The 21,154-nt window shown below is 72.2% G+C and carries 18 protein-coding genes; 10 read left to right on the top strand and 8 right to left on the bottom strand.

Going from position 1 to position 21,154, the window contains the following annotated elements; genetic code table 11:
* Positions 1-8: 8 nt before the first annotated feature.
* Positions 9-968: an STM4015 family protein gene (locus tag ACIPSJ_RS22935; RefSeq protein ID WP_401348258.1), complete on the bottom strand. Its 960-nt coding sequence runs from the start codon at positions 966-968 to the stop codon at positions 9-11.
* Between the two features lie 220 nt (positions 969-1,188).
* On the opposite strand from ACIPSJ_RS22935, the gene ACIPSJ_RS22930 reads away from it, so the two are divergent.
* Positions 1,189-2,037 carry a chitosanase gene (locus ACIPSJ_RS22930; RefSeq protein WP_359212417.1) on the top strand — a complete coding sequence of 283 codons (849 nt, stop codon included), beginning with the start codon at positions 1,189-1,191 and terminating at the stop codon, positions 2,035-2,037.
* Between the two features lie 61 nt (positions 2,038-2,098).
* Here the strand turns inward: ACIPSJ_RS22930 and ACIPSJ_RS22925 are convergent, their stop codons facing one another.
* Genes ACIPSJ_RS22925 through ACIPSJ_RS22915 form a run of 3 tightly spaced genes read right to left on the bottom strand, consistent with a single transcriptional unit; the run spans position 2,099 to position 4,086 of the window.
* Positions 2,099-2,905, bottom strand: a complete 807-nt coding sequence (locus ACIPSJ_RS22925; RefSeq protein ID WP_359212420.1) for an SAM-dependent methyltransferase — start codon at positions 2,903-2,905, stop codon at positions 2,099-2,101.
* 48 nt (positions 2,906-2,953) lie between these two features.
* On the bottom strand, positions 2,954-3,214 hold the full coding sequence (locus ACIPSJ_RS22920) for a DUF397 domain-containing protein (protein WP_401348254.1): 261 nt from the start codon (positions 3,212-3,214) through the stop codon (positions 2,954-2,956).
* Complete coding sequence (locus ACIPSJ_RS22915) at positions 3,211-4,086, bottom strand: helix-turn-helix domain-containing protein (protein WP_401348252.1); 876 nt, start codon at positions 4,084-4,086, stop codon at positions 3,211-3,213. The genes ACIPSJ_RS22920 and ACIPSJ_RS22915 overlap by 4 nt, the downstream gene beginning before the upstream one ends.
* 235 nt (positions 4,087-4,321) lie before the next feature.
* Here ACIPSJ_RS22915 and ACIPSJ_RS22910 point away from each other — a divergent pair, with 235 nt between their 5' ends.
* From ACIPSJ_RS22910 to sbnA, 7 genes are all read left to right on the top strand, one after another.
* Positions 4,322-4,762: an ATP-binding protein gene (locus ACIPSJ_RS22910; RefSeq protein ID WP_359212428.1), complete on the top strand. Its 441-nt coding sequence runs from the start codon at positions 4,322-4,324 to the stop codon at positions 4,760-4,762.
* 297 nt (positions 4,763-5,059) lie between these two features.
* Positions 5,060-5,275, top strand: coding sequence for a hypothetical protein (locus ACIPSJ_RS22905; protein ID WP_359212431.1), 216 nt, complete (start codon positions 5,060-5,062; stop codon positions 5,273-5,275).
* A gap of 248 nt (positions 5,276-5,523) precedes the next feature.
* Positions 5,524-8,103 carry a Pls/PosA family non-ribosomal peptide synthetase gene (locus tag ACIPSJ_RS22900; protein WP_401348250.1) on the top strand — a complete coding sequence of 860 codons (2,580 nt, stop codon included), beginning with the start codon at positions 5,524-5,526 and terminating at the stop codon, positions 8,101-8,103.
* A gap of 13 nt (positions 8,104-8,116) precedes the next feature.
* On the top strand, positions 8,117-11,392 hold the full coding sequence (locus ACIPSJ_RS22895) for an amino acid adenylation domain-containing protein (protein ID WP_401348248.1): 3,276 nt from the start codon (positions 8,117-8,119) through the stop codon (positions 11,390-11,392).
* A gap of 39 nt (positions 11,393-11,431) precedes the next feature.
* Complete coding sequence (locus tag ACIPSJ_RS22890) at positions 11,432-12,436, top strand: TauD/TfdA family dioxygenase (RefSeq protein WP_401348245.1); 1,005 nt, start codon at positions 11,432-11,434, stop codon at positions 12,434-12,436.
* Positions 12,433-13,503 (top strand): 2,3-diaminopropionate biosynthesis protein SbnB, encoded by a 1,071-nt coding sequence (sbnB, locus tag ACIPSJ_RS22885; RefSeq protein WP_359212443.1) that lies wholly within the window; start codon positions 12,433-12,435, stop codon positions 13,501-13,503. Before ACIPSJ_RS22890 ends, sbnB begins: the two co-directional genes overlap by 4 nt.
* A gap of 36 nt (positions 13,504-13,539) precedes the next feature.
* Positions 13,540-14,655, top strand: coding sequence for a 2,3-diaminopropionate biosynthesis protein SbnA (gene sbnA / locus ACIPSJ_RS22880; RefSeq protein ID WP_359212446.1), 1,116 nt, complete (start codon positions 13,540-13,542; stop codon positions 14,653-14,655).
* An 81-nt stretch (positions 14,656-14,736) separates the two neighbouring features.
* Here sbnA and ACIPSJ_RS22875 read toward each other — a convergent pair whose 3' ends face one another.
* From ACIPSJ_RS22875 to ACIPSJ_RS22865, 3 genes are all read right to left on the bottom strand, one after another.
* Positions 14,737-15,942 carry a cytochrome P450 gene (locus ACIPSJ_RS22875; RefSeq protein WP_401348242.1) on the bottom strand — a complete coding sequence of 402 codons (1,206 nt, stop codon included), beginning with the start codon at positions 15,940-15,942 and terminating at the stop codon, positions 14,737-14,739.
* A 27-nt stretch (positions 15,943-15,969) separates the two neighbouring features.
* On the bottom strand, positions 15,970-16,641 hold the full coding sequence (locus ACIPSJ_RS22870; protein ID WP_401348239.1) for a hypothetical protein: 672 nt from the start codon (positions 16,639-16,641) through the stop codon (positions 15,970-15,972).
* A gap of 117 nt (positions 16,642-16,758) precedes the next feature.
* The gene (locus ACIPSJ_RS22865; RefSeq protein WP_401348237.1) at positions 16,759-17,523 is read right to left on the bottom strand and encodes a hypothetical protein; all 765 of its coding nucleotides are present in this window, start codon (positions 17,521-17,523) and stop codon (positions 16,759-16,761) included.
* 163 nt (positions 17,524-17,686) lie between these two features.
* On the opposite strand from ACIPSJ_RS22865, the gene ACIPSJ_RS22860 reads away from it, so the two are divergent.
* Positions 17,687-18,649 (top strand): phosphotransferase family protein, encoded by a 963-nt coding sequence (locus tag ACIPSJ_RS22860; RefSeq protein ID WP_401348234.1) that lies wholly within the window; start codon positions 17,687-17,689, stop codon positions 18,647-18,649.
* Positions 18,650-18,757: 108 nt separating this feature from the next.
* Here the strand turns inward: ACIPSJ_RS22860 and ACIPSJ_RS22855 are convergent, their stop codons facing one another.
* Complete coding sequence (locus tag ACIPSJ_RS22855) at positions 18,758-19,963, bottom strand: MFS transporter (protein ID WP_401348233.1); 1,206 nt, start codon at positions 19,961-19,963, stop codon at positions 18,758-18,760.
* Positions 19,964-20,064: 101 nt separating this feature from the next.
* Between ACIPSJ_RS22855 and ACIPSJ_RS22850 the strand changes: the two genes are divergently transcribed.
* Complete coding sequence (locus ACIPSJ_RS22850) at positions 20,065-21,150, top strand: DUF5937 family protein (RefSeq protein ID WP_401348231.1); 1,086 nt, start codon at positions 20,065-20,067, stop codon at positions 21,148-21,150.
* Positions 21,151-21,154: the final 4 nt, after the last annotated feature.

Here is a 21,154-nt window from a genome sequence, read left to right as displayed (position 1 = left end):
GGGGCCGGTCACTCGCCCACGGCGATGTACCGCCACACCGTGCCGTCGTCGCCCTTGTACTCGTCGGCGTCGTCACGGTCCAGGTCCACCTCGACGCCGGCGGGTATCAGGGTCGCGCGGACCCGGTCCTGGAGCCGCTCGGTCAGGTAGTTGTGGTGCAGGTCGAGCTTCTTGAGATGGGTGAGCGGCCGGCCGTCCAGCAGCGCGGCGGCCCCGTCGTCGGTCAGGACGCCCATCGACAGGTCGAGCACCTCCAGCCGGTCCAGGACGGGGGAGTCGGCCACGGCGGCGGCCACGGCGTCCTGCATCTCGCTGTTGCGCAGCGCCAGATGACGCAGGGCCGGCAGCCGGGCGCCGGACAGGATCCCCTCCAGATCGGCCGCCTCGCTGTCGCCGCCGTAGTTCGGCGTGCCCAGCCACAGGTCCAGGTGCTCCAGGGCGGGCAGGTCGCTCGCACCCACCCCGCGCACCACCGCGGCGGGCAGCCCGCCGGCCTCCATCGTCAGCCGGCGCAGCCCGGTGTGCCGCAGCGCGGGGAAGCCCAGCCCGGAACCGCCGCGCACCCCGAACTCCAACAGTTCCGGGAAGGCTTCGAGCAGCGGGGCGACATCGGTCTGGTTGATCCAGGAGATCTCGCACTCCTCCATCACCATGTCCCCGAGGAACAGCGCGCGCAGCGCCGGGAGCCGGTCCCGCGCGGCCAGCAGCGCCTCGATCACCGTGGACGGATCGGTGTCGTACGCCTCCTCCCAGGCGCCGACGATCAACGCCCTTACCCGGGTGGTGTCGACGGCGGCGAGGAAGCGGGCGAACGCGTCCGCCCAGTCCTCGTCCGCGTCGTACACGTCACCGGTGATCCGCCAGGCGACCGCCTCCGCGTCGGGCAGCCCGTCCGTGGGCGCGCCCGGGCCGGGGAAGGTGTGGGCGGGCAGCCGGTACAGGGCGGAGAGATGGTGATGGATGGTCATGGGCTGCTCCTGTGACGGAAAAGGGTGCGCTCGGTGATGATCGCAGTTGTACCAAGCGGCACTGACAACGCGGTGTCCCCTCGGTGGCCTTGTTCGACCCTACGAACTTTCTGTGTGACGGGTACACAACACCGGCGATCACTGATACATCACTGATAGGAAACCTTCCTATCGGTAAGACGCGCCAACTCCCCACCCCCCACCACCTTCTGGAGCCCCCGTGAGTCATCCGAACGACGCGACCACGAACCCGGTCCTGACCTCCCGCCGCGCCCTGCTCGCCCTGCTGGGCGTATCCGTGGCCGCGGCCCCCCTGCTGCGCCCGGTGCACGCCTCGGCCGTCTCCACGGCCGCGAGCTGTGTGGGCCTCGACGACCCGGCGAAGAAGGAGATCGCCATGAAGCTGGTGTCGAGCGCGGAGAACTCCTCGCTCGACTGGAAGGCGCAGTACAAGTACATCGAGGACATCGGCGACGGCCGCGGCTACACCGCCGGGATCATCGGATTCTGCTCCGGCACCGGCGACATGCTCGACCTCGTGCAGCTCTACACCGACCGCAAACCCGGCAACGTGCTCGCCAAGTACCTGCCGGCGCTGCGCCGGGTCAACGGCACCGACTCGCACTCCGGCCTCGACCCGAACTTCCCCTCCGACTGGCGCAAGGCCGCCCAGGACAGCGCGTTCCAGCAGGCGCAGAACGACGAGCGCGACCGCGTGTACTTCAACCCGGCCGTGCAGCAGGGCAAGACGGACGGGATCGGCACGCTGGGCCAGTTCACCTACTACGACGCCATCGTCATGCACGGCGACGGCGACGACCCCACCAGCTTCCGCAACATACGCAAGCGCGCCCTCGGCCACGCCAAGCCCCCGGCGCAGGGCGGCAACGAGAAGACGTATCTCAACGCCTTCCTCGACGCCCGCGTCTGGGCCATGAAGCAGGAGGAGGCCCACAGCGACACGACCAGGGTCGACACCGAGCAGCGGGTCTTCCTGAACAAGGGCAACCTGTGCCTGAACACCCCGCTGGACTGGAAGGTCTACGGGGACAGCTACCACATCGGCTGACCACCGGCCGGCCGGGCTGTCGTACCGCCGGATCACGGTGCGGTACGACAGCCCGCACGCGCTACGGCTTGATGCCCACCCCGGTCCACAGGCTGACCTCCGCGTCGGTGGCGGTCGGCTCGCTGTCCGGGCGCCAGCGGTGGCCCACCGAGACACCGGGGTCGAGCAGGTCGAGCCCCTCGAAGAAGCGCGCCACGTCCTCCCGCGAGCGGAACTGCACCGGAGTACCGGCCCCGTTGTAGATGTCGGTGACCTTCTGCCAGGTGCCCGGGTCGAAGTCGGGCGTGCAGTGGCTCAGGGCGAGCGCGCTGCCCGAGGGGAGCACGTCCAGCAGCCGGCTCACGATGCCGTACGGGTCCTGCGCGTCCGTGACGAAGTGCATCAGGGCGTTGAGGGACAGCGCCACCGGCTGCTCCAGGTCCAGGAGCGCGGCCAGCTCCGGGGCGTCCAGCAGCGACTGCGGGTCGTTGACGTCCGCCTCTATGTAGGTGGTGCGCCCCTCCGACGTGCTGCGCATCAGACGCTCGGCGTACTTGAGGACCAGCGGGTCGTTGTCGGCGTACACCACCCGTGCCTCGGGGACCACGGACTGGGCCACCTGGTGCAGGTTCGGCTCGGTGGGGATGCCGGTGCCGATGTCGAGCCACTGCCGGATGCCGTGCTCCCGGGCGAGCACCCGGGTGGCGCGGTGCATGAAGGCACGGTTCTCGCGGGCGCAGACGAAGATGCCCGGGTAGGCCGACGCCACGGTCTCGGCCGCCTTCTTGTCGACCTCGAAGTGGTCCTTGCCGCCCAGGTAGTAGTCGTACATCCGGGCGGAGTGGGGCCTGCTGGTGTCGATGTCCCGCGCGGCGTGCGAGGTGGTCATGCTGTCCCTTTCGGTGGGTGCGTGGGGGGAGAGATCGGCCGGCGGAGGTCAGCCGGTGGTGAGATGGTCGGCGAGGCCCCGCTTGATCCCGGCGACGAACGCCGTGATCTCCTCCGGGGTGTAGATCAGTGCCGGGCCGGCCGGATCGGTCGACTGCCGCAGCGCGATCCGGCCGTCGGAGAGCTGCTTCGTCTGCACGCACTGACCCCCGTTGGGGCCGCTCCAGGGCGACTCCCAGCCCTGCTCACCGAGGTCCGAGGCGGGCATGCCGTTGTACACGTGGTGGGCACTGCCGTCGATGATGGTCATGCGTACTCCTTGCGCATGCGGTTCAGGAGCGCCCTGCTGTGCGCGTCGGAGGTCAGCAGGGACATGCGGTTGTGCGCCTCCAGATGGGCGACGACGTCGGAGCGCTGGTCCAGGTACATCGCGCCGGAGAGGATCTCGCTGTAGACGATGTCCGGGAGTTCGGGCTCCGCGAACCGGAAGTAGGTGAACGGGGCACAGGCGCCCACATGGGCGCCGGCGGTGAACGGGACGACGTCGACGCTGACGTGCTCCAGCTCCGAGAGCTCCAGGATCCGTTCGATCTGCTCGCGCATCACCTCGGGGCCGCCCACCACCCGGTGCAGGACGGCCTCCTCCATCACCACCCATAACGTGGGCGCGTCCGCCCGCTCCAGCAGGGCCTGCCGGCGCAGCCGCAGGTTCACCCGCCGCTCCAGGTCCTCGTCACGGTCGTTCGGGAAGCCGCCGCCGAGCACCGAGCGCGCGTACGCGTGGGTCTGCAGCAGCCCCGTGACGTAGTGCGGCTCGTAGGTGCGCACGGTCTGGGCCCCGGTCTCCAGGCTCACATAGGCGCTGAACCAGGTGGGCAGCACATCGCGGTAGGTGTGCCACCAGCCCGGCTCGTTGGCCCGCTCGGCGAAGGCGACGAACTCGTCCATCTCCTGCCGCTCGGCGCCGTAGGTCTCCAGGAGCTTCTCCACGTACAGGGGCTTGAGCGCCACCTCCGCCTTCTCCAGCCGGCGGATGGTCAGGGGAGTGACCCGGAGCGCCCGTGCCGCGTCCTCCAGGGAGACGCCCGCCCCCTGGCGCCGCTCCTGGAGTCTGCGGCCCAGGATCATGCGCAGAACGGTGGGCGCACTGGTGCTGCCCGCGTTCGAACGGCCTTCGCTCACGCCCTACCTCCTGAGGGACTGTCACCGGGTCGAGTGTGACAGGCACTTGATGAAGCGACCATACGGATACCCGCATCCTGAAATTATCAGGGAGTCGGTTGCAGGCTGAACTTGCGGGCGCGCATAGTTACTTGAGTAAATCGCGTGCACGATCACGGGCAACGTCCGCCTCCCGTGGAGACGTTGCCCTGCCCTGCCTGTTCCCCGCCGCGCCCGCCTTACGGAAGGCAACACCGTGTCCCCCCACACGACTTCCCCCCGCGATCTGTTAGACGTCGCGGACCCCGCCCAGGCGCACTGGATCGAGCTGCCCTCGCACCGCTCCAGTGTCAGAGTCGCCCGCCGCTCCGTGGGAGCCCGGCTGAGTGAGTGGGGGCTGCCCCGCACGCTCTGCGAGGACGCGGTCCTGCTCGTGTCCGAACTGGCCACCAACGCCGTCATCCACACCCTGAGCGTGCGCATCCTGTGCGGGATGGGCCTGGTCGCCGACGGATGCGTACGGCTTGAGGTCCACGACCACGACTACTCGGGCCGCGGCCTGCCCCGCTGCGAGCCCGGCCCCGACGACGAGGGCGGCCGCGGGCTGCTGCTCGTCGAGCAACTCGCCCACTCCTGGGGCGTCGACCGCTCCAGGCTCACCAGCGGCCACGCCGTGTGGGCGACACTGACGGCCTGAGAGCGGCGCCGGGCACCCAAGGGGGTCTTGGGGTGCCGTCCGGGCGGGCCGGGGAACCCGTCCGGACCGACTCCGCCGGGAACACGCGGAGCCGGCGCCGGTCCGGTGGGCGCGGTCGCCCCGTAGGGGGCGGGGCGACCGCGCCCACCGACGCGCAGGGCGCGCGGAGTGACGTGACGTGCGCGCCTGGTGAAGACCGCGGAGGCGGACGCGTGCCCGGCTTCCCGGCCGTCCGCCGATTTCCGGCCCGGTGGGCCCGGGCCGCTTGAGCCGCCCCGTGGGGGGCACCAAGTAACTATGGAAGGCGCGCCCGTGATCGTGCAGCCGCCGGGCTCCGACGGCGGCCGGAAGGTCACGATCCGTGGAGAGTACGTCGGCACCGCGTACCACCTGCTCGACATCGTCGAGTTCCTGCGCCGGGCGGGTCTGCCCGAGAGCAACACGACGGTCGACGACCCCGAGCTGATCGAGTGGCGCGGCATGGGCCCGAAGGCCTGGACCGCGGCCGACTGACCGGCGGCCCCGGGTGGGCCGCTTTCCGCCGATGCGCCGTCCGGTGCGGCACGCCCTCGGATGGGGGTCCGCCGTGTGGGTGACGCGCGCGATGCCCGTGCCGGAGCGGAAGCCGGGGATTACGGCCCGGTCGAACACTTCTCACGCCCAGGTAAACCCTGGATAAAAGTGGCAAAAACGACGTCTCTCTGGACAGACTGAATCCGCCGGTTCGTGATCAGGAACATCCACGTTCTTCAGGAGATCGCATGGTGGAGCAGTCCTCCGAGGTCGTGTCGGAGCCGGACGAACCTGCCGTCGCCCTGAGCGGCACTGGCCCCGGCGCGGCGGACACCGAGCGGCGGTTCGCGCAGGTCCTGGCCGACCTCCTCGGTACCGAGCGGGTTCCGGCCGACGGCCACTTCTTCACCGACCTCGGTGCGAACTCCCTGGTCATGGCCCAGTTCTGCGCGCGAATACGCAAGACCGCGGATCTGCCGTCGCCGTCCATGAAGGACATCTACCGGCACCCCACGATCCGCGCCTTGGCCACCGCCCTCGGCGAGACCGCCCCCGCCGGCCCCGCGGTCGCCCCCTCGGCACCGGCGCCCGTACCGGCTCCGGCGGCCGGGAAGCGCGGGAACCGGCCGAGCCACCTGCTCTGCGGAACCCTCCAGCTGCTGGTCTTCCTCGGCTACTCCCTCGTCTCCGGGTTCGTCACCGCCGCGGGCTACGAGTGGATCGCCACCGGCAAGGGCCTGGCCGACGTCTATCTGCGGTCCGTGCTCTTCGGAGGCACCGCCTTCGTGGCGCTGTGCGTGTTCCCGGTCGTCGCGAAGTGGGTGCTCATAGGCCGCTGGCGGCCCGCCGAGTTCCCCGTCTGGGGCCTGGCCTACCTGCGCTTCTGGCTCGTCAAGGTGCTGCTGCACGCGAACCCGATGGTCTTCCTCACCGGGACCCCGCTGTACGTGCTGTACCTGCGGGCCCTCGGCGCGCGGATCGGCAGGGGAGTGACGATCCTCTCCCACTCCGTCCCGGTCTGCACCGACCTGCTGACGATCGGCGCCGGCACCGTGATCCGCAAGGACTCCTTCCTCCTCTGCTACCGGGCCTACGCCGGACACATCCAGACCGGCCGGATCACCCTCGGCGAGAACGTCTTCGTCGGCGAGAAGACCGTGCTGGACATCGACACCTCGATGGGGCACGGCGCCCAGCTCGGCCACTCCTCCGCCCTGTACCGCGGCCAGGCGGTCCCGGACGGCGAGCACTGGCACGGATCCCCCGCGGAGCCCACCCGGGTCGACTATGTCAGGGTCGCCCCCGCCGCCTGCGGCACCCTGCGCCGCGCCTGGTTCGGCCTCGGCACCCTGCTGCAGCTGCTCCTCCTGTACGTCCCGCTGCTGGTCGGCGGAATATACATGCTGTTCACCGAGGTACCGGCGATCGGCAAGCGACTCGATCCGGAGACCGCCGCACTCGCCCCGTCGGCACTCCTCCCCGACGCCCTGGTGCTCTCCCTCGTCCTGTTCTTCGGGTTCCTCGTCCTGGGCCTGGCCGCCCTGTGCACCCTTCCGCGCCTGGTGGGCCTCGTCGTCAGACCCGACAAGGTCTATCCGCTCTACGGATTCCACTACGCGCTGCAACGGACCACGGCCCGCATGACGAACGTCAAGTTCTTCGCCTGGCTCTTCGGCGACAGCTCCTACATCGTGTACTACCTCCGCGGCCTCGGATACGACCTCTCACGGGTCGAGCAGACCGGGTCGAACTTCGGCACCGAGGTGCAGCACGAGTCACCCCTGCTGGTCTCCGTCGGCAGCGGAACGATGGTCGCCGACGGCCTCTCCGTCCTCAACGCCGACTTCTCCAGCACCTCCTTCCGGCTGTCCAGAGCCACCATCGGGCCGCACAACTTCCTCGGCAACAACATCGCCTATCCGGCGGGCGGCAGAACCGGGGACAACTGCCTGCTCGCGACGAAGGTGATGATCCCGCTCGACGGCGAGGTCCGCGAAGGCGTCGGCCTCCTCGGCTCCCCGTGCTTCGAGATCCCCCGCACCGTCGAGCGCGACACCCGCTTCGACCACCTCAGGACCGGCGACGCGCTCCGCCACCGGCTCGCCGCGAAGAACCGCTACAACCTCCGCTCGATGGCGCTCATGCTGTTCGTGCGCTGGCTGCACACCTTCGCGCTCACCCTGTTCGGACTCGCCTCCGTGGACCTGTACGGAGTGCTCGGACAGGCGGTGATCGCCGGATACCTGGCGCTCACCCTCGCCTTCTCCACCGTGTACTTCATCCTGGTGGAGCGCTGCATCGGGTCGTTCCGCGCGCTGCGCCCCCGGCTGTGCTCGATCTACGAACCGTACTTCTGGTGGCACGAGCGGCTGTGGAAGGTCCCGGACCACTTCCTCAACGTCTTCAACGGAACCCCGTTCAAGGCGCTGGTCTGGCGGCTGCTGGGGGTGCGCATCGGCCGCCGGGTGTTCGACGACGGCTGCTACCTGACCGAACGCACCCTCGCCACCATCGGCGACGACTGCACGCTCAACGCCGGCAGCAAGATCCAGTGCCACTCGCAGGAGGACGGCACCTTCAAGTCCGACGTCACGACGCTCGGCACCGGCTGCACCCTGGGCATCGCCGCCCATGTGCACTACGGCGTGACCATGGGCGACGGCGCGGTGCTCGCCCCCGACGCCTTCCTGATGAAGGGCGAGGAAGTCCCCCCGAACGCCCGCTGGGGCGGCAATCCCGCGATCGACATGCCGGAGGGCGGCAGCCCGCCCCGTGCCGTCGGCCGGGTCACGTCAGCGGTCGACGCCGCCACGGCGACCGTGAGTTGAGGAAGGCCATTCGATGGGAACGCGCGTGGAAGCGGACCGGGAGTTCTGGCGCCGGACACTGACCGCCGGCGGTGCCACCGCTGTGCCGCGGTGGGTCCGGGAACCGGCCCCCGGCACGGCCGAGCACGGGATGCCGGTGCCGGACGACCTGACCGGGGCCGTACGGGAACTGGCCCGGCGGAGTGAACTCACCGTCGACGCCCTGCTGCTGGCCGCGCACCTGAAGGTGCTGGCCGTGCTCTCCGGCGAGCCGGAGGTGGTCACCGGGTACACCCCCGGCGGGCGCGGCGCACCCCTACCGTGCCGGACGGCCGTCCCCGCCGGCTCCTGGCAGGCCCTGCTCACGGCCGCCCGGCAGGCCGAGGCCGACCTGCTGGCCCACCGGGAGTACCCGCCGGCCGGGCTGCACCGGGAACTCGGGCTGACCGAGCCGCCGTACGACGCCGTGTGCGGCCCCCTCGAAGCCGACGCGGGCCACGCCGACCACGGCGCCCTGCACGTGCGCTGGTCCGACGCGGACGGCCGGCTGACCCTGCACCTGCGCCACCGCACCGACGTCCTGGACGCCCGGGCCGCCGCCCGGATCGGCGGCTACCACCTGGCGGCGCTGCGGCTGATGACCACGGAACCGGACGCCGACCACACCCGGCGGAGCCTGCTGTCGGCCGAGGAGGAACGCGAGCAGCTGGAGGGCCTCGCCGGGCCGAGCCGGCCGCTGCCCGACGCGCGCGCCCACGAACTGTTCGAGCAGCGGGCGAGGACCCACCCGGAGGCCGTCGCGGCCGTCCACGGCGAGCGGGAGTGGACGTACGGCGAACTCGACCGTCGTGCGAACCGGCTGGCGCGCGCCCTGCTGGCGCGGGGCCTGGGCCGGGAGGACGTGGTCGCCGTCGTCACCGAACGCGACCTCGACTGGCTGGCCGCGGTCCTGGCGGTGTTCAAGGCGGGCGGCGTCTACCTGCCGATCGAGCCGCACTTCCCGGCCGGCCGCATCATGGCAACGCTGTCACGGGCGGACTGCCGGCTGGTCCTGACCGAGACCGGCAGCACCGACACCCTCGACGAGGCCTTGGCCGGCCTGCCCGGGGTCGAGAGACTCCTGGTCGAGACGGCCTACGCCGAATCGCACGCCGACCACGGCCCCGACGTCCGGGTCGACCCCGGCCAGCTCGCCTACATCTACTTCACGTCCGGCTCCACCGGCGAGCCGAAGGGCGCGATGTGCGAGCACGCGGGCCTGCTCAACCACCTCCACGCCAAGATCGACGACCTGGCGATCGGCGAGGGCAGCGTGGTGGCGCAGACCGCCCCGCAGTGCTTCGACATCTCCCTGTGGCAGCTGCTGGCCCCGCTGCTGGCCGGCGGACGGACCCTGCTGGTCGAGCAGGACGTGATCACGGACGTGCAGCGGTTCGTCGACACCCTGGAACGCGGCCGGGTGGCCGTGGCCCAGCTCGTGCCCTCCTACCTGGAGGTCGTGGTCTCGTACCTGGAGCGCCACCCCCGCACCCTGCCCGACCTGCGCCGTGTGTCGGTGACCGGCGAGGCGCTCAAACGCGAGCTGGTCCAGCGCTGGCTCGCGGTCCAGCCGGACATCGCCCTGCTCAACGCCTACGGCCTGACGGAGACCTCGGACGACACCAACCACGAGCTCCTGAGGGAGGTCCCCGACCGGGTCCTGCTCGGGCGGCCCGTCGCCAACGTGCGCGTCTACGTCGTCGACGAGCACCTGGCGCTGGTGCCGCTCGGCGCCCCGGGACTGATCGCGTTCTCCGGCGTCTGCGTCGGCCGCGGCTACGTCAACGACCCCGAACGCACCCGGGAGGCGTACCGCACGGACCCGTACCGGCCCGGCGAACGCCTCTACCTCGGCGGCGACTGGGGACGCTGGCACCCCGGAGGCAAGCTGGAGTTCCTCGGCCGCCGGGACAGCCAGGTCAAGATCCGCGGCTTCCGCATCGAGATCGGCGAGATCGAGAACACCCTGCTGCGCGCCGACGGGATACGCGACGGCGCGGTGGTCGTCGCCGAACGCGGCGGCGGGAGCCGGCACCTGATCGCCTTCTACAGTGGCGAACAGCACCCGCCGGAGCTGCTGCGCGACACCCTGGCCGCGGCACTGCCCGCCTACATGGTCCCCTCCGCCTTCCACTGGCAGGACAGCCTTCCGCTGACCGCCAACGGCAAGATCGACCGCAAGGCCCTGACCAAGCTGGCCGAGACGGCCCCCGGCACCGGGGGACCCGGCGGCACCGAGGGACCCGGGGCGGCGACCGGGGGCGAACTCAGCCCCGCCGAACGGCGGGTGGCGGCCGCCTGGGCTGAACTGCTCGGGGTGCCCGAGACCCGGATCGGCCGCGGCGACCACTTCTTCGACTCCGGCGGCACCTCCCTCACCGCCGTCAGACTCTCCCTCGCCCTCGACCGCGCGGTGTCCCTGAAGGACATCACCCGCCACCCCGTGCTCGCCGACCTCGCCGCCCTCCTCGACGGCACGGCCGCCGGACAGCGCACCGAACTGCTGCTGCCCCTGGCCGGCGGGACCGGCACACCGGAGTGCGCCCTGGTCTGCTTCCCGTACGCGGGCGGCAACGCCGTCAACTACCAGCCGATGGCGACCGCGCTCGCGGGCAGCGGCCTGGCGGTCCTCGCCGTGGACCTGCCCGGCCACAACCTGGCCGCACCCCCCGAACCGTTCGCGACGATCGAGCAGGTCGCCGAGCAGGTCGCCGCCGAGATCACGGCCCGCGGCCTGACCCGGGTCATGCTCTGGGGCCACTCCGCCGGAGCCGCCCCGGCCGTCGAGACGGCCAGGCGGCTCCAGGAGCGCGGCACGCCCGTGACCCGGGTCTTCCTCGGCGCACAGCTGCTCGGCACCGCCACCGCACGGCACACCGCCGCCACCGAACTGACCAGCCGCGGCGACACCGAACTCGCCGTCCGGCTGGCCGCGGACGGCGGCCACACCGAACTCGCCGAACTCAACGAGCGGCACGCCGCACAGATCGCCGCCGCCTACCGGCACGACTGCGTCGGCGCCCACCGCTACTTCCAGCAGGCACTGGAAGCCCCACCGCCGGTGAAGCTGGCCGCGCCGGTCTCCGTGGTGGTCGCCGCCGACGACCCGCACACCGCCGGCCACACCGGGCACCACCGGGACTGGCTGCTCCTCGCCGACCACGTCGAACTCCACGAACTCGCCGACGGCGGCCACCACTTCCTGCGCACCCGTCCGGCCGAGGCGGCCCAGGCCGTCCTGAACACCGTCCTCCCCCTCGCCTCCTCCTGACCCGTCACACCCCAGGCGGTCGACCGAAAGGAACCCGAGATGCCGTTCTCATCCCTGGCATCACCGCTCGACGTGGAGCTGCGACCGGACAAACCGGCACTGCTGCGCGTCGATCCCCCCGACGACGCCCCGAGGTGGACGGCCGAGCACCGCGAGGCGCTCCGCGCACAGGTCGCCGAACACGGCGCGCTGCTCGTCCGCGGCCTCGGGCTGCGGGACACCACTCAGATCGGTGCCGTCTTCGCCAGGCTGGCCGGCGACCTCATGACGGAACGGGAGGCCTTCGCCCCCCGCGAGGCCCACGGCCCCGGCCTCTACGCGTCCACCCCCTGGCCGGACAACCAGCCGATGTGCATGCACCACGAGCTGAGTTACGCGCTGGAGGTGCCCGGCCTGATGCTGTTCGCCTGTCCGACCGCGCCCGAGCAGGGCGGGGCGACGGCGGTGGCCGACGCCGAGGAGGTGCTGCGGGCCCTGCCCACCGGCCTCACCGAACGCTTCGAGCGGGAGGGCTGGATCCTCACCCGCACCTACAACGACGAGATCGGCGCGAGCCTCACCGAGTCCTTCGGCACCGGCGACCGTACCGAGATCGAGCGCTACTGCCGGGCCAACGCCATCGACTTCAGCTGGCAGCCCGACGGATCGCTGCGCACCGAGCAGCGCCGCAACGCCGTCGTCCGCCACCCGGTCACCGGCCGGCGCTGCTGGTTCAACCAGATCGCCTTCCTCAACGAGTGGACGCTGTCCCCCGAGGTCCGCGAGTACCTCGTGGACGTCTACGGCGCCGACGGACTCCCCTTCAACACCCGCCACGGCGACGGCACCCCGATCGGCGAGGACGTCGTCCAGCTCATCAACAGCACCTACGAGGCGCACACCCGCCGCGAACCCTGGCACTCCGGCGACCTGCTGCTCGTGGACAACATCCGCACCGCGCACAGCAGAGAGCCGTTCACCGGAGAACGGCGGGTGCTGGTCGGCATGGGCGAACCCGTCCGGCCGGCCGACGACTGCCCGGCCCTGGAGGCGAGCGAGCGATGACCGATGTCCTGTCAACCACCGCACAGCGGGCCGTGCCCGGCCGCCCGGAGGTGCCGACCTTCTCGGTGATCTCCGGCGAACAGGTCCAGCAGGCCCTGAGCGGACGTGAGAAACAGCTCGTGGAGCTGGTCGAGACCGCCTACCGGCTCCATGGCGCCGGAGACTCGGTGAACCCGCCGTCGTACTTCCTGCGTTTCACCGACCGCCCCACCGCGCGGATCATCGCCCTGCCCGCCTCCATCGGCGGACCGGTGCAGGTGGACGGCCTGAAGTGGATCTCCAGCTTCCCGGAGAACGTGGGCGCCGGGCTGCCGCGGGCGTCCGCGGTGCTCATCCTCAACGACCACGACACCGGCTACCCGTTCGCCTGCCTGGAGAGCTCGATCATCAGCGCCACCAGGACGGCGGCCTCCGCCGCGCTGGCCGCCGACTGGCTCAGCCGCCACCGCACCCGCCCCACCCGGGTCGGGTTCTTCGGCACCGGCCTGATCGCCCGCTACATCCACACCTTCCTGCACGGCACCGGCTGGGAGTTCGAGACCGTCGGCGTGCACGACCTGTCCACCGACAGCACGGCCGGCTTCTGCGGCTACCTCCGCCAGCACGGCGGCACCGGGCAGGTCACCGTCCACGACAGCGCCGAGGACCTGATCCGCTCCAGCGACCTGGTGGTCTTCGCCACCGTCGCCGGCGAACCCCATGTCAGCGACCCGGCCTGGTTCACCCACAACCCGCTGGTCCTGCATGTGTCGTTGCGCGACCTCGCCCCCGAGGTCCTGCTCGGCGCGGCCAACTTCGTCGACGACGTCGACCACTGCCTGAAGGCCGACACCTCACCCCACCTGGCCGAACAGCGCACCGGCAACCGGGACTTCCTCAACGGAACCCTCAACGACGTCATGCTCGGACGCGCCGCGCCGCCGGCCGACCGTCCGGTGATCTTCTCGCCCTTCGGTCTCGGCGTCCTCGACCTCGCCGTCGGCAAGTACGTCTACGACGAGGTCTCCCGGACGGGGAACCTCCGACTCATCGACGACTTCTTCCACGACCTGCGCCGGTACGGCTGAGCCCGTCGACGTCGGCCTGGCACCAGGAGGCCCGCCGTGCCTGTCATCTCCGCTCCCCATGCCTTCAACGAGGGCGATCTCTTCGTCGACCTGGAGTCGATCTGCGGACACCAGCTCTATCTGAAGTGCGAGGCCTTCAACTTCGCGGGATCCATCAAGCTGAAGGCCGCCAACGAGATGGTGGAGAACGCCGAGCGGGACGGAATCCTGAAAGCGGACTCCGTCCTCGTCGAGTCCTCGTCCGGGAACCTGGGCGTCGCACTCAGCATGATCGCCGCGAGCAAGGGTTACCGGTTCCTGTGTGTGACGGACTCCCGTTGCAACCTGTCGACCAGACTCCTGATGGAGGCCCTCGGCAGCGAGGTGCACATCGTGGCCGACCAGGACGCCAACGGCGGTTTCCTGGGCACGCGGATCGAGTACGTCCGGAAACTGTGCGCGTCGGACGACCGATACGTGTGGCTCAGCCAGTACACCAACGCCGGCAACTGGACCGCGCACTACCGTACGACGGCCCCGGAGATCGCCCGCCGGTTCCCGGAACTGGACGTCCTGTTCGTCGGGGCCGGCACCACCGGGACCCTGATGGGCTGCGCCCGCTACTTCCGGGAGTGGCACCGCCCGGTGCGGATCGTCGCCGTGGACGCCATGGGTTCGGTGGCCTTCGGCGGCGAGCCGGGCCGCCGGATGATCCCCGGCCTCGGCATGAGCATGCGCCCGCCGCTGCTCGACGAGTCCCTCGTGGACGAGGTGATCCGGGTCGAGGAGCCGGACACCATCCGGATGTGCCACCGCATGGCCAGACACGGGTTCCTGTTCGGCGGCTCCACCGGCACGGTGGTCAGCGGCGCGACGGACTGGCTGGCCCGCCACGACGGCCGAGACCTCACCGCGGTGGCCATCGCCCCCGACCTCGGCGAGCGCTATCTCGACACCATCTACCAGACCAACTGGCTGCAGGACCTGTACGGCGACCAGGTCCTGGACCTGGAGGCCGCCGACCGGGTCCTCGGTCTGGAGGCCGCCGACCGGGTGCCCGGCACCGTGGACGAGGACCAGGTTCTCGGCGCCGGGGACACCGCACAGCCCAAGCCGCTGCCCCGGGAGCCCAAGTCCGCCTCCCGGGCACCGGCCCGCCGCCGCAGCCCCTAGCCCACCCCGAGCCCGGCCCCTCGGGGGACTGCCCGCACGGCGGCCCCCCGAGGGGCCGCGGCGCGTCCGGTGCCGGCGCTGTCAGTAGCGCACGGGCAGCGCGAGCAGTCCGCGGGTGCGCATCGACGGACGCCAGCTCAACCGGTCCACCGGCACGTCGAGTTCGAGACCGGGGAAGCGGTCCAGGAGCGCGCCGAGGGCGATCTCGGTCTCCAGCCTGGCCAGCGGCGCGCCCAGGCAGTAGTGGATGCCGTGGCCGAGGGCGAGGTGCCCGGCGGCGTCCCGGCCGAGGTCCAGCCGGTCCGGGTCGGGGAAGCGGCGCGGGTCGCGGTGGGCCGCCGCCAGGGACAGCAGCACGGTCTCGCCCGCCGGTACGGTGACCCCGCCCAGGGTGACGTCCTCCGTCGGGAAACGGCGGATGGCGAGCGGCGCGGGCCCGTCGTAGCGCGCCAGTTCCTCGACGGCCGGACCGAGCAGGGCGGGATCGGCGCGCAGCGCGGCCAGTTGGGCAGGGTTGCGGAGCAGGGCCAGCGTGGCGTTGCCGATGAGGTGGACGATGTTCTCGTACCCGGCGAACAGGATCAGGAAGACCAGGGACATCAACTCGTCCTCGCTGAGCCGGTCCTCCTCGTCCCGTACGGCGATCATCGCGGAGACCAGGTCGTCGGCGGGCTCGGCGCGCTTGCGGGCGAGCAGCCGGGCGAAGAAGCCGAGCAGCGCCCCGACGGCTTCCTTGGTCCGCTCCGGCCGGGCGGGGTCGGGGACGACCAGGGCGTCGGTCCAGGACCGGAAGTCCGGCCGGTCCTCCTCCGCCACCCCCAGCAGCTCGCAGATCACCACGATGGGCAGCGGCCCGGCATAGGCGGCGATCAGGTCGGCGCGGCCCAGCGGGGCGATCGCGTCGAGCAGCGCGTCGGCGGTCCGCCGGACGGGTTCGCGCAGCAGGGCGACCCGGCGCGGGGTGAACGCCTGCGACACCAGGCGCCGCACCCGGGTGTGGTCCGGCGGGTCCATGTTCAGCAGGTTGGCGTCGAGCGCGGGCGGCAGCGCGAACCCGCGGTAGCCGCCGGGCTTCGCGTGCGCCTTGTCCAGCGAGAACCGCGGGTCGGCCAGGGCCTGCCGCACGTCCTCGTACCGTGTCACCAGCCAGGCCGGCAGCCCGTCGGTTCCGGCGACGCGGTGCACGGGCCCGGCCTCCCGGAGCCGGGCGTATACGGCGTACGGGTCGGCGAGCAGCTCCACGGGGTCGACATCGGTCGGGCCAGGGGGCGTTGTACGGGCGTCCATGCCCCACACCCTAGGGGCACCCGCACCCTAGGCCGCCGCCGCGCTCCCCGCCCGGGCCCGTCCGGAGAACCACGCGCACAACCCCACCGCCAAGGCCGCTCCGCAGGCCCAGACGGGCAGCCACAGGGTCGTGGTGGCGGACAGGCAGTCGGCGACGGCGGTGTGGCTCTGGACCTCCTGGGCGTGGGCCAGCGCCGTACCCGCGCGGGGGGCCAGGTCCGCCAGCGCCGCCCGCGCGTGCAGGCTCTCGTACGTGCCCAGCGCGCCGCACCGGTCCCGGGTGCCCGGCATCGGGAACAGCCACGCCCAGCGCTGCAGCATGGGGGCCAGGGTGATCGCCACGCACAGGCCGGCCACCAGGGAGAACGCCACCAGGTTCCGCCCGTACCCGGAGCGGAGGCGGGGTGTCCAGGCCGGCAGCCGGGAGAAGGCGAGCATCACCGCGAGCAGCGTCACCCCGATGTAGGTGGCGAACCACTGCCAGGAACCCTGCGCGAGCGAGGCCGCCAGCACCGCGCCCAGCGCGATCCCGATGACCCCGGGCTGACCGGCGGACTCGGCGCCGGAGCGGGCGGCGGCCGTCGGCTTCGGTGCCGTCCGGGCCGCCTGAGCCGCCTGAGCCTCCTGCGCCTCCTGCGCCTCCTGCGCCGTCCGGGCTTCCTGGGCCGCCCGGGCTTCCCGGGTGCGATGATCGTCCACGTTCACTCCCGCCTGGTCCGGCTCATCAGCATCCAGGCGCCGCACCGCGCCGTCCCGGCGCCATGCCGGTCCGCCCCCGAGCCTGGCCCGATCGGCGGCGGCCCGCGTGACGCGGGGTCAGGAGGCCGGGACGCCGCCGGCCGGGTCGCTGGCGCGCAGCAGCCGCAGGAACGCCTTCACGCCCGCGATGATCTCCTGGTTGTCGGTGAGGCGGTTCACCGTGGACTCGAACTCCCTGCCCAGCGCGGCGATCCTGCGGTCCGCGTCCTGGCTCCGCTCGTACGTGCTCATGGCCAGCGCGTCCACGGCACGGCGCAGTTCACCGAGGGCCCGGTACTGTTCCTCCGCCTTCTCCTCCAGGACCCGCGTCCCGGCCTCGGCACGGTCCAGCCGGGCCCGCACCTCGACGACGTCGTCCCGCGGATACGTGACGTCCTTCAGGAGGGTGCCCAGGCGCCGCCGGAGCTGGCCGAAGTACGCGCCGGCCGGCCGGAAGAAGGTGCTCAGCAGGAAGAACCCGGCGAACCAGTACCCCGTGAACTCGTCCGTCGCCCAGGTGACCGCGACGACGACCACCGCCGTCAGCACATGACCGGCGACCGCGGCCCGCAGCATCGTCCGGGCGATCCGCGCGGCCTCCGCGTCCCGGCTGGGGGAGACCGTCATGCCCTTCTCCCGGCTGACCGCGATCTCGGCGAGCACCGCGTGCGCACGGAAGTACAGGTTCCAGGGGACCGTGAGCAGGAGCAGCAGCCACAGCAGACTCAGCACGCCCGCCCCGACGGCGAACACCACGGCGGGCGGTGCCCCCGCCACATACGCGAGGACCAGCGCCGCGCACGCCGCCCCGACGGCCACCACCGCCGCCAGAAACCTTCCCATGCCCCCGCCTCCTGTCCACCCGCCGACACCGCCCATCGTCCTCGGCCCGGCCCGAGGCGGCATGAGTAGGCGTACTCAGTCCGCGTGGCCGGGCCGGCGCCCGCTCCCGCTCCCGCGCCAAAAGCCTTTGCGGGCGCAGCCGTCCGGGTGGTGGGATGGCACGGTGATCAGCCATGACGGGGCGGCGGTCGTCCGGCCGTCGACCCTGGCCTGGGTGGGCCGGCAGCTGCGGCCCGGCGAACGGATCGTCAGAACCGAGGCGTTGCACGGCGGCATCACCGCCGAGATGCGGAGGCTGACCGTCGGCAACCGGGACGGAGACCTCCGCGACCTGGTGCTGCGGACCTTCGTCGACCCGTACTTCGTCGAGCATGCCGAGGAGTTGCTGACCCGGGAGGCCGGGGTCCTCGCCCAGCTCACGGGGACCGGAGTGACGGCTCCCGGACCGGTCGCGGTCGATCCGACCGCCGCGCACTGCGAGTATCCGTCGCTCCTGATGACCCATCTGACGGGACGGACCGTTCTCGACGACGAGGGGCTGGAGGCACGCGTCCCGCTGCTGGCCCGTCAGCTCCTGGCGATCCACGCGCTGCGGCCCGCCCAGCGGCCCGGGGAGTACCGGGCATGGACGACCGCCGACGCCGTCGACCCGCCGGACGGCGCCGACGCGGCGGCCTGGGCCGCGGCGGCCGACGTGATCCGCCGCCCCGCGCCGCCGTACGAGGGGCGGTTCCTGCACCGGGACTTCCACCCCGGCAACGTGCTGTTCGACGTGGCGCCCGCCGACCCGGCACGCCTCCGGATCACGGGGGTCGTCGACTGGGTGCAGACCTCCTGGGGCCCGGCCGACCTCGACGTGGCGCACTGCTCCACCAACCTCGCCATGCTGCACGGCCCGGCCTGGGGGCTGCGGTTCGCCGAGGCGTACGAGCAGGCCGGCGGGGCCTTGGCCGCGACCGCGGGCGAGCGGCTGTACTGGCGGCTGCTCGACGCCCTCTCGTTCACGCCGGGCGTCGAGTGGGTGGCCCGGCCCTGGCAGGAAGCGGGGCGGACCGAGCTGACCACAGCGGCCGTGGAAGCACGACTGGACGCCTATGTCACCGCACTGCTGGACGCGTTGGGCTGAGCCGAGTCCCCTCAGCGTGCGGCGAGACCTCTGCCTCGACCTCGAAGACGCGGAAGCGTCGTCGCTCAACTCCGCCTGCCCGGCGATTCGCCGGCGGTGAACAGTGGGTCACGTGGCTGGGTTCTTTTCCTTGGCGACGGCGGCGGCGGAGGCGAGGGTCGCGCCGGTGAGGGTGCCCCAGAGGGCGGCCGGGCCGTGGGGTGCGAGGGCGGTGATGATCGCGGGGGAGACGGCGAGGCCGAAGCCCGTGGAGAGCTGGAAGCGGGCAAGGGCGCGGCCGAGGACGGGGGCGGGGGTGAGTGCGGTGACGAGCGCGGTGGCGCTGCCGGCGTAGACGATCTCGCCGATCGTGCAGACCACGGACACCGCGGCGATGGCCGGGACGGCCCAGCCGTGGCCCAGCGAGGTGGCCGCGAGGAAGCCGAGGTAGGACACGGCCAGGACCACACCGGAGAAGGCCAGCACGGTCCGCCGGGAGAAGCGGGACATGAGGACGGTGACCGGCACCTGCAGGGTGACGACCAGCACCGTGTTGGCCACGAAGACGGCAGCCGACCACATCGGGGACGCGTGCAACTGCGTCACCAGGACCAGGGGGAGCGCGACCTCGGGGACGTTGAGGCAGAAGACGTAGACCACGTTGGCGGCCAGCAGCGTGAGCATGTGGGGTGCGGGCGCGCCGGTCCGGTCCTCGGCCCGGGTGGCCTGGGCGGGATCCGCGTGCACGTGGACCGACCAGGCCAGGGCGGACGCGGCGAGGTAGGCGAGCGCGGTGACGGCCGCGAGCGCCCGCAGGCCGCCGGCGCCGCCCGCCAGGCACGCGGTGGCGAGGAGGGCTCCGACGCCCAGGGCGGCGTTGCGCAGGGCGCGGGCCGCCGCGAGGGCGGTGTCGCGTTCCCGGCCGTGGGCGACCGTGGCCACCAGCGCGGCGTGGGCGGCCGGCCAGGCCTGGTTGCCGATGCCGAGGAAGAGCGCCGCCGTCGCGAACAGCCCGACATGTCCCGGCGGGGCGGCCAGCAACAGTGCCACGCCCACCACCCGTACCAGCATCGACGCCGCCACGACCGTGCTGCGCGCACCCCGGTCCAGCCAGCGGCCCACCGCCGGCATGCACACCAGACCCGCGACGATGCCGACCGTCATGGCGGTGCCGGTGACCGGAGCGGACAGCCCGAGGACCGTCACGCCGTAGAGCAGCAGGAAGGGCCGCAGCAGGCCGGTGCCGAGCGCGTCCACGGCCAGGGCGACGGTGTAGCGGGGGCCTCCGGAGGCGCGGACGAGGGCGCGGGGCCGGACTCTCGTGATGGTTTCCATGGCGTCAGACGGTGCGTCCGCCCGCCGGGCGGGGCACGTCGGTTGACGCTCTTCGTCAATCGGCACCGTGGCCGGGGTGCCCGCGCGGTGATGATGGGGGAATGACGCTGAGGATCGACATCGGCGGTCTGCCGTCCGAGCGCGTACGGTTCGCCGCCTCCCCGCTGGCCGAGCTGACCGCGATGCTGCACGTGCTGGCCGAACCCGGTCACCATCCGCAGTTCGCCGGCTGGGCCGCGGACGTCTGGGCCGGGCTGCGGCCGGAGCTGGCAGAGCGGCTCAGGGAGGCGGAGTTCCTCTGGCGTTCCTCCCAGGCCGACTTCCTGATCCCCGCGCGGCCCCGGCAGGCCCTCGCCGAGGAGCTGGACGACGTGGACCGGATCGACGACGAGACGTATGTGACCGCCGCGCTCGTCACCACGTGCGGCAGCAACCGGGTCCATTTCCGGGGGGCCTCACCGCTCACCGACACCACCGCCCGCGAGCGTGCCCTGGACCTCGCCCAGGCCCGCGGCGCGCTGCAGGAGGCCTTCGCGGAGCGGCTGCTCGCGGACCCGGCCACGGTGCGGGCGCGGGTGCGCGACACGCTCGAAGAATGCGCCGAGGCGTTCTTCGACGGCGCCTGGGCGGGCGTCGCGGTGCAGCTCGCCACCGATCTGCGCCTGAAGAACGAACTGCTCAGACGCCAGGGCGTCGGGGCCGCACTGGCCTCGGTCTCCGGCGCGGTCACCCTGGCACCGGACGGCGACTGCATCGTCGTGGACAAGGTGCAGGACAAGGCGACCGCCGCCCGCGGCGCCGGGGTCACCTTCATCCCCAGCGTCTTCGGCCGCCCGCACCTGGTCGCGGTCCACGCGCCCGGCTGGCATCCGGTGGTGCAGTACCCCGTCGCCGAGCCGAGTCCCACGGAGCCGGTCTCCCTGGAGACGGTCACCCTCCGGCTGGAGGCGCTCGCGCATCCGGTACGGCTGCGGCTGCTGCGCACGCTGGCCCGCGGCCCGCACACCACCGGCGAACTGGCCAACTTCTGGGAGCTCTCGCCCCCGGAGGTCTCCCGCCACCTCGCCGTCCTGCGCCGCGCGGGCCTGCTCACCTCCCGGCGGGACGGCCGTTACGTCCGCTACTCCCTCAACCTGCCCGACCTGACGGCGCTGGGCACCGACCTGCTGGCGGCCGTACTACGATGACCAT

The organism is Streptomyces sp. NPDC090088, assembly GCF_044747345.1.
GTDB lineage: Bacteria > Actinomycetota > Actinomycetes > Streptomycetales > Streptomycetaceae > Streptomyces.
The sequence above is the reverse complement of the archived record's forward strand: the minus strand, read 5'-3'. Positions and strand labels throughout refer to the sequence as shown.

Bases quoted from the DNA above. Each gene is read 5' to 3' on its own strand.
- ACIPSJ_RS22935 (WP_401348258.1), bottom strand. From the start codon at position 968: ATGACCATCCATCACCATCTCTCCGCCCTGTACCGGCTGCCCGCCCAC.
- ACIPSJ_RS22925 (WP_359212420.1), bottom strand. From the start codon at position 2,905: ATGACCACCTCGCACGCCGCGCGGGACATCGACACCAGCAGGCCCCAC.
- ACIPSJ_RS22920 (WP_401348254.1), bottom strand. From the start codon at position 3,214: ATGACCATCATCGACGGCAGTGCCCACCACGTGTACAACGGCATGCCC.
- ACIPSJ_RS22905 (WP_359212431.1), top strand. From the start codon at position 5,060: ATGGAAGGCGCGCCCGTGATCGTGCAGCCGCCGGGCTCCGACGGCGGC.
- ACIPSJ_RS22900 (WP_401348250.1), top strand. From the start codon at position 5,524: ATGGTGGAGCAGTCCTCCGAGGTCGTGTCGGAGCCGGACGAACCTGCC.
- ACIPSJ_RS22895 (WP_401348248.1), top strand. From the start codon at position 8,117: ATGGGAACGCGCGTGGAAGCGGACCGGGAGTTCTGGCGCCGGACACTG.
- ACIPSJ_RS22890 (WP_401348245.1), top strand. From the start codon at position 11,432: ATGCCGTTCTCATCCCTGGCATCACCGCTCGACGTGGAGCTGCGACCG.
- sbnB (WP_359212443.1), top strand. From the start codon at position 12,433: ATGACCGATGTCCTGTCAACCACCGCACAGCGGGCCGTGCCCGGCCGC.
- ACIPSJ_RS22875 (WP_401348242.1), bottom strand. From the start codon at position 15,942: ATGGACGCCCGTACAACGCCCCCTGGCCCGACCGATGTCGACCCCGTG.
- ACIPSJ_RS22865 (WP_401348237.1), bottom strand. From the start codon at position 17,523: ATGGGAAGGTTTCTGGCGGCGGTGGTGGCCGTCGGGGCGGCGTGCGCG.
- ACIPSJ_RS22855 (WP_401348233.1), bottom strand. From the start codon at position 19,963: ATGGAAACCATCACGAGAGTCCGGCCCCGCGCCCTCGTCCGCGCCTCC.
- ACIPSJ_RS22850 (WP_401348231.1), top strand. From the start codon at position 20,065: ATGACGCTGAGGATCGACATCGGCGGTCTGCCGTCCGAGCGCGTACGG.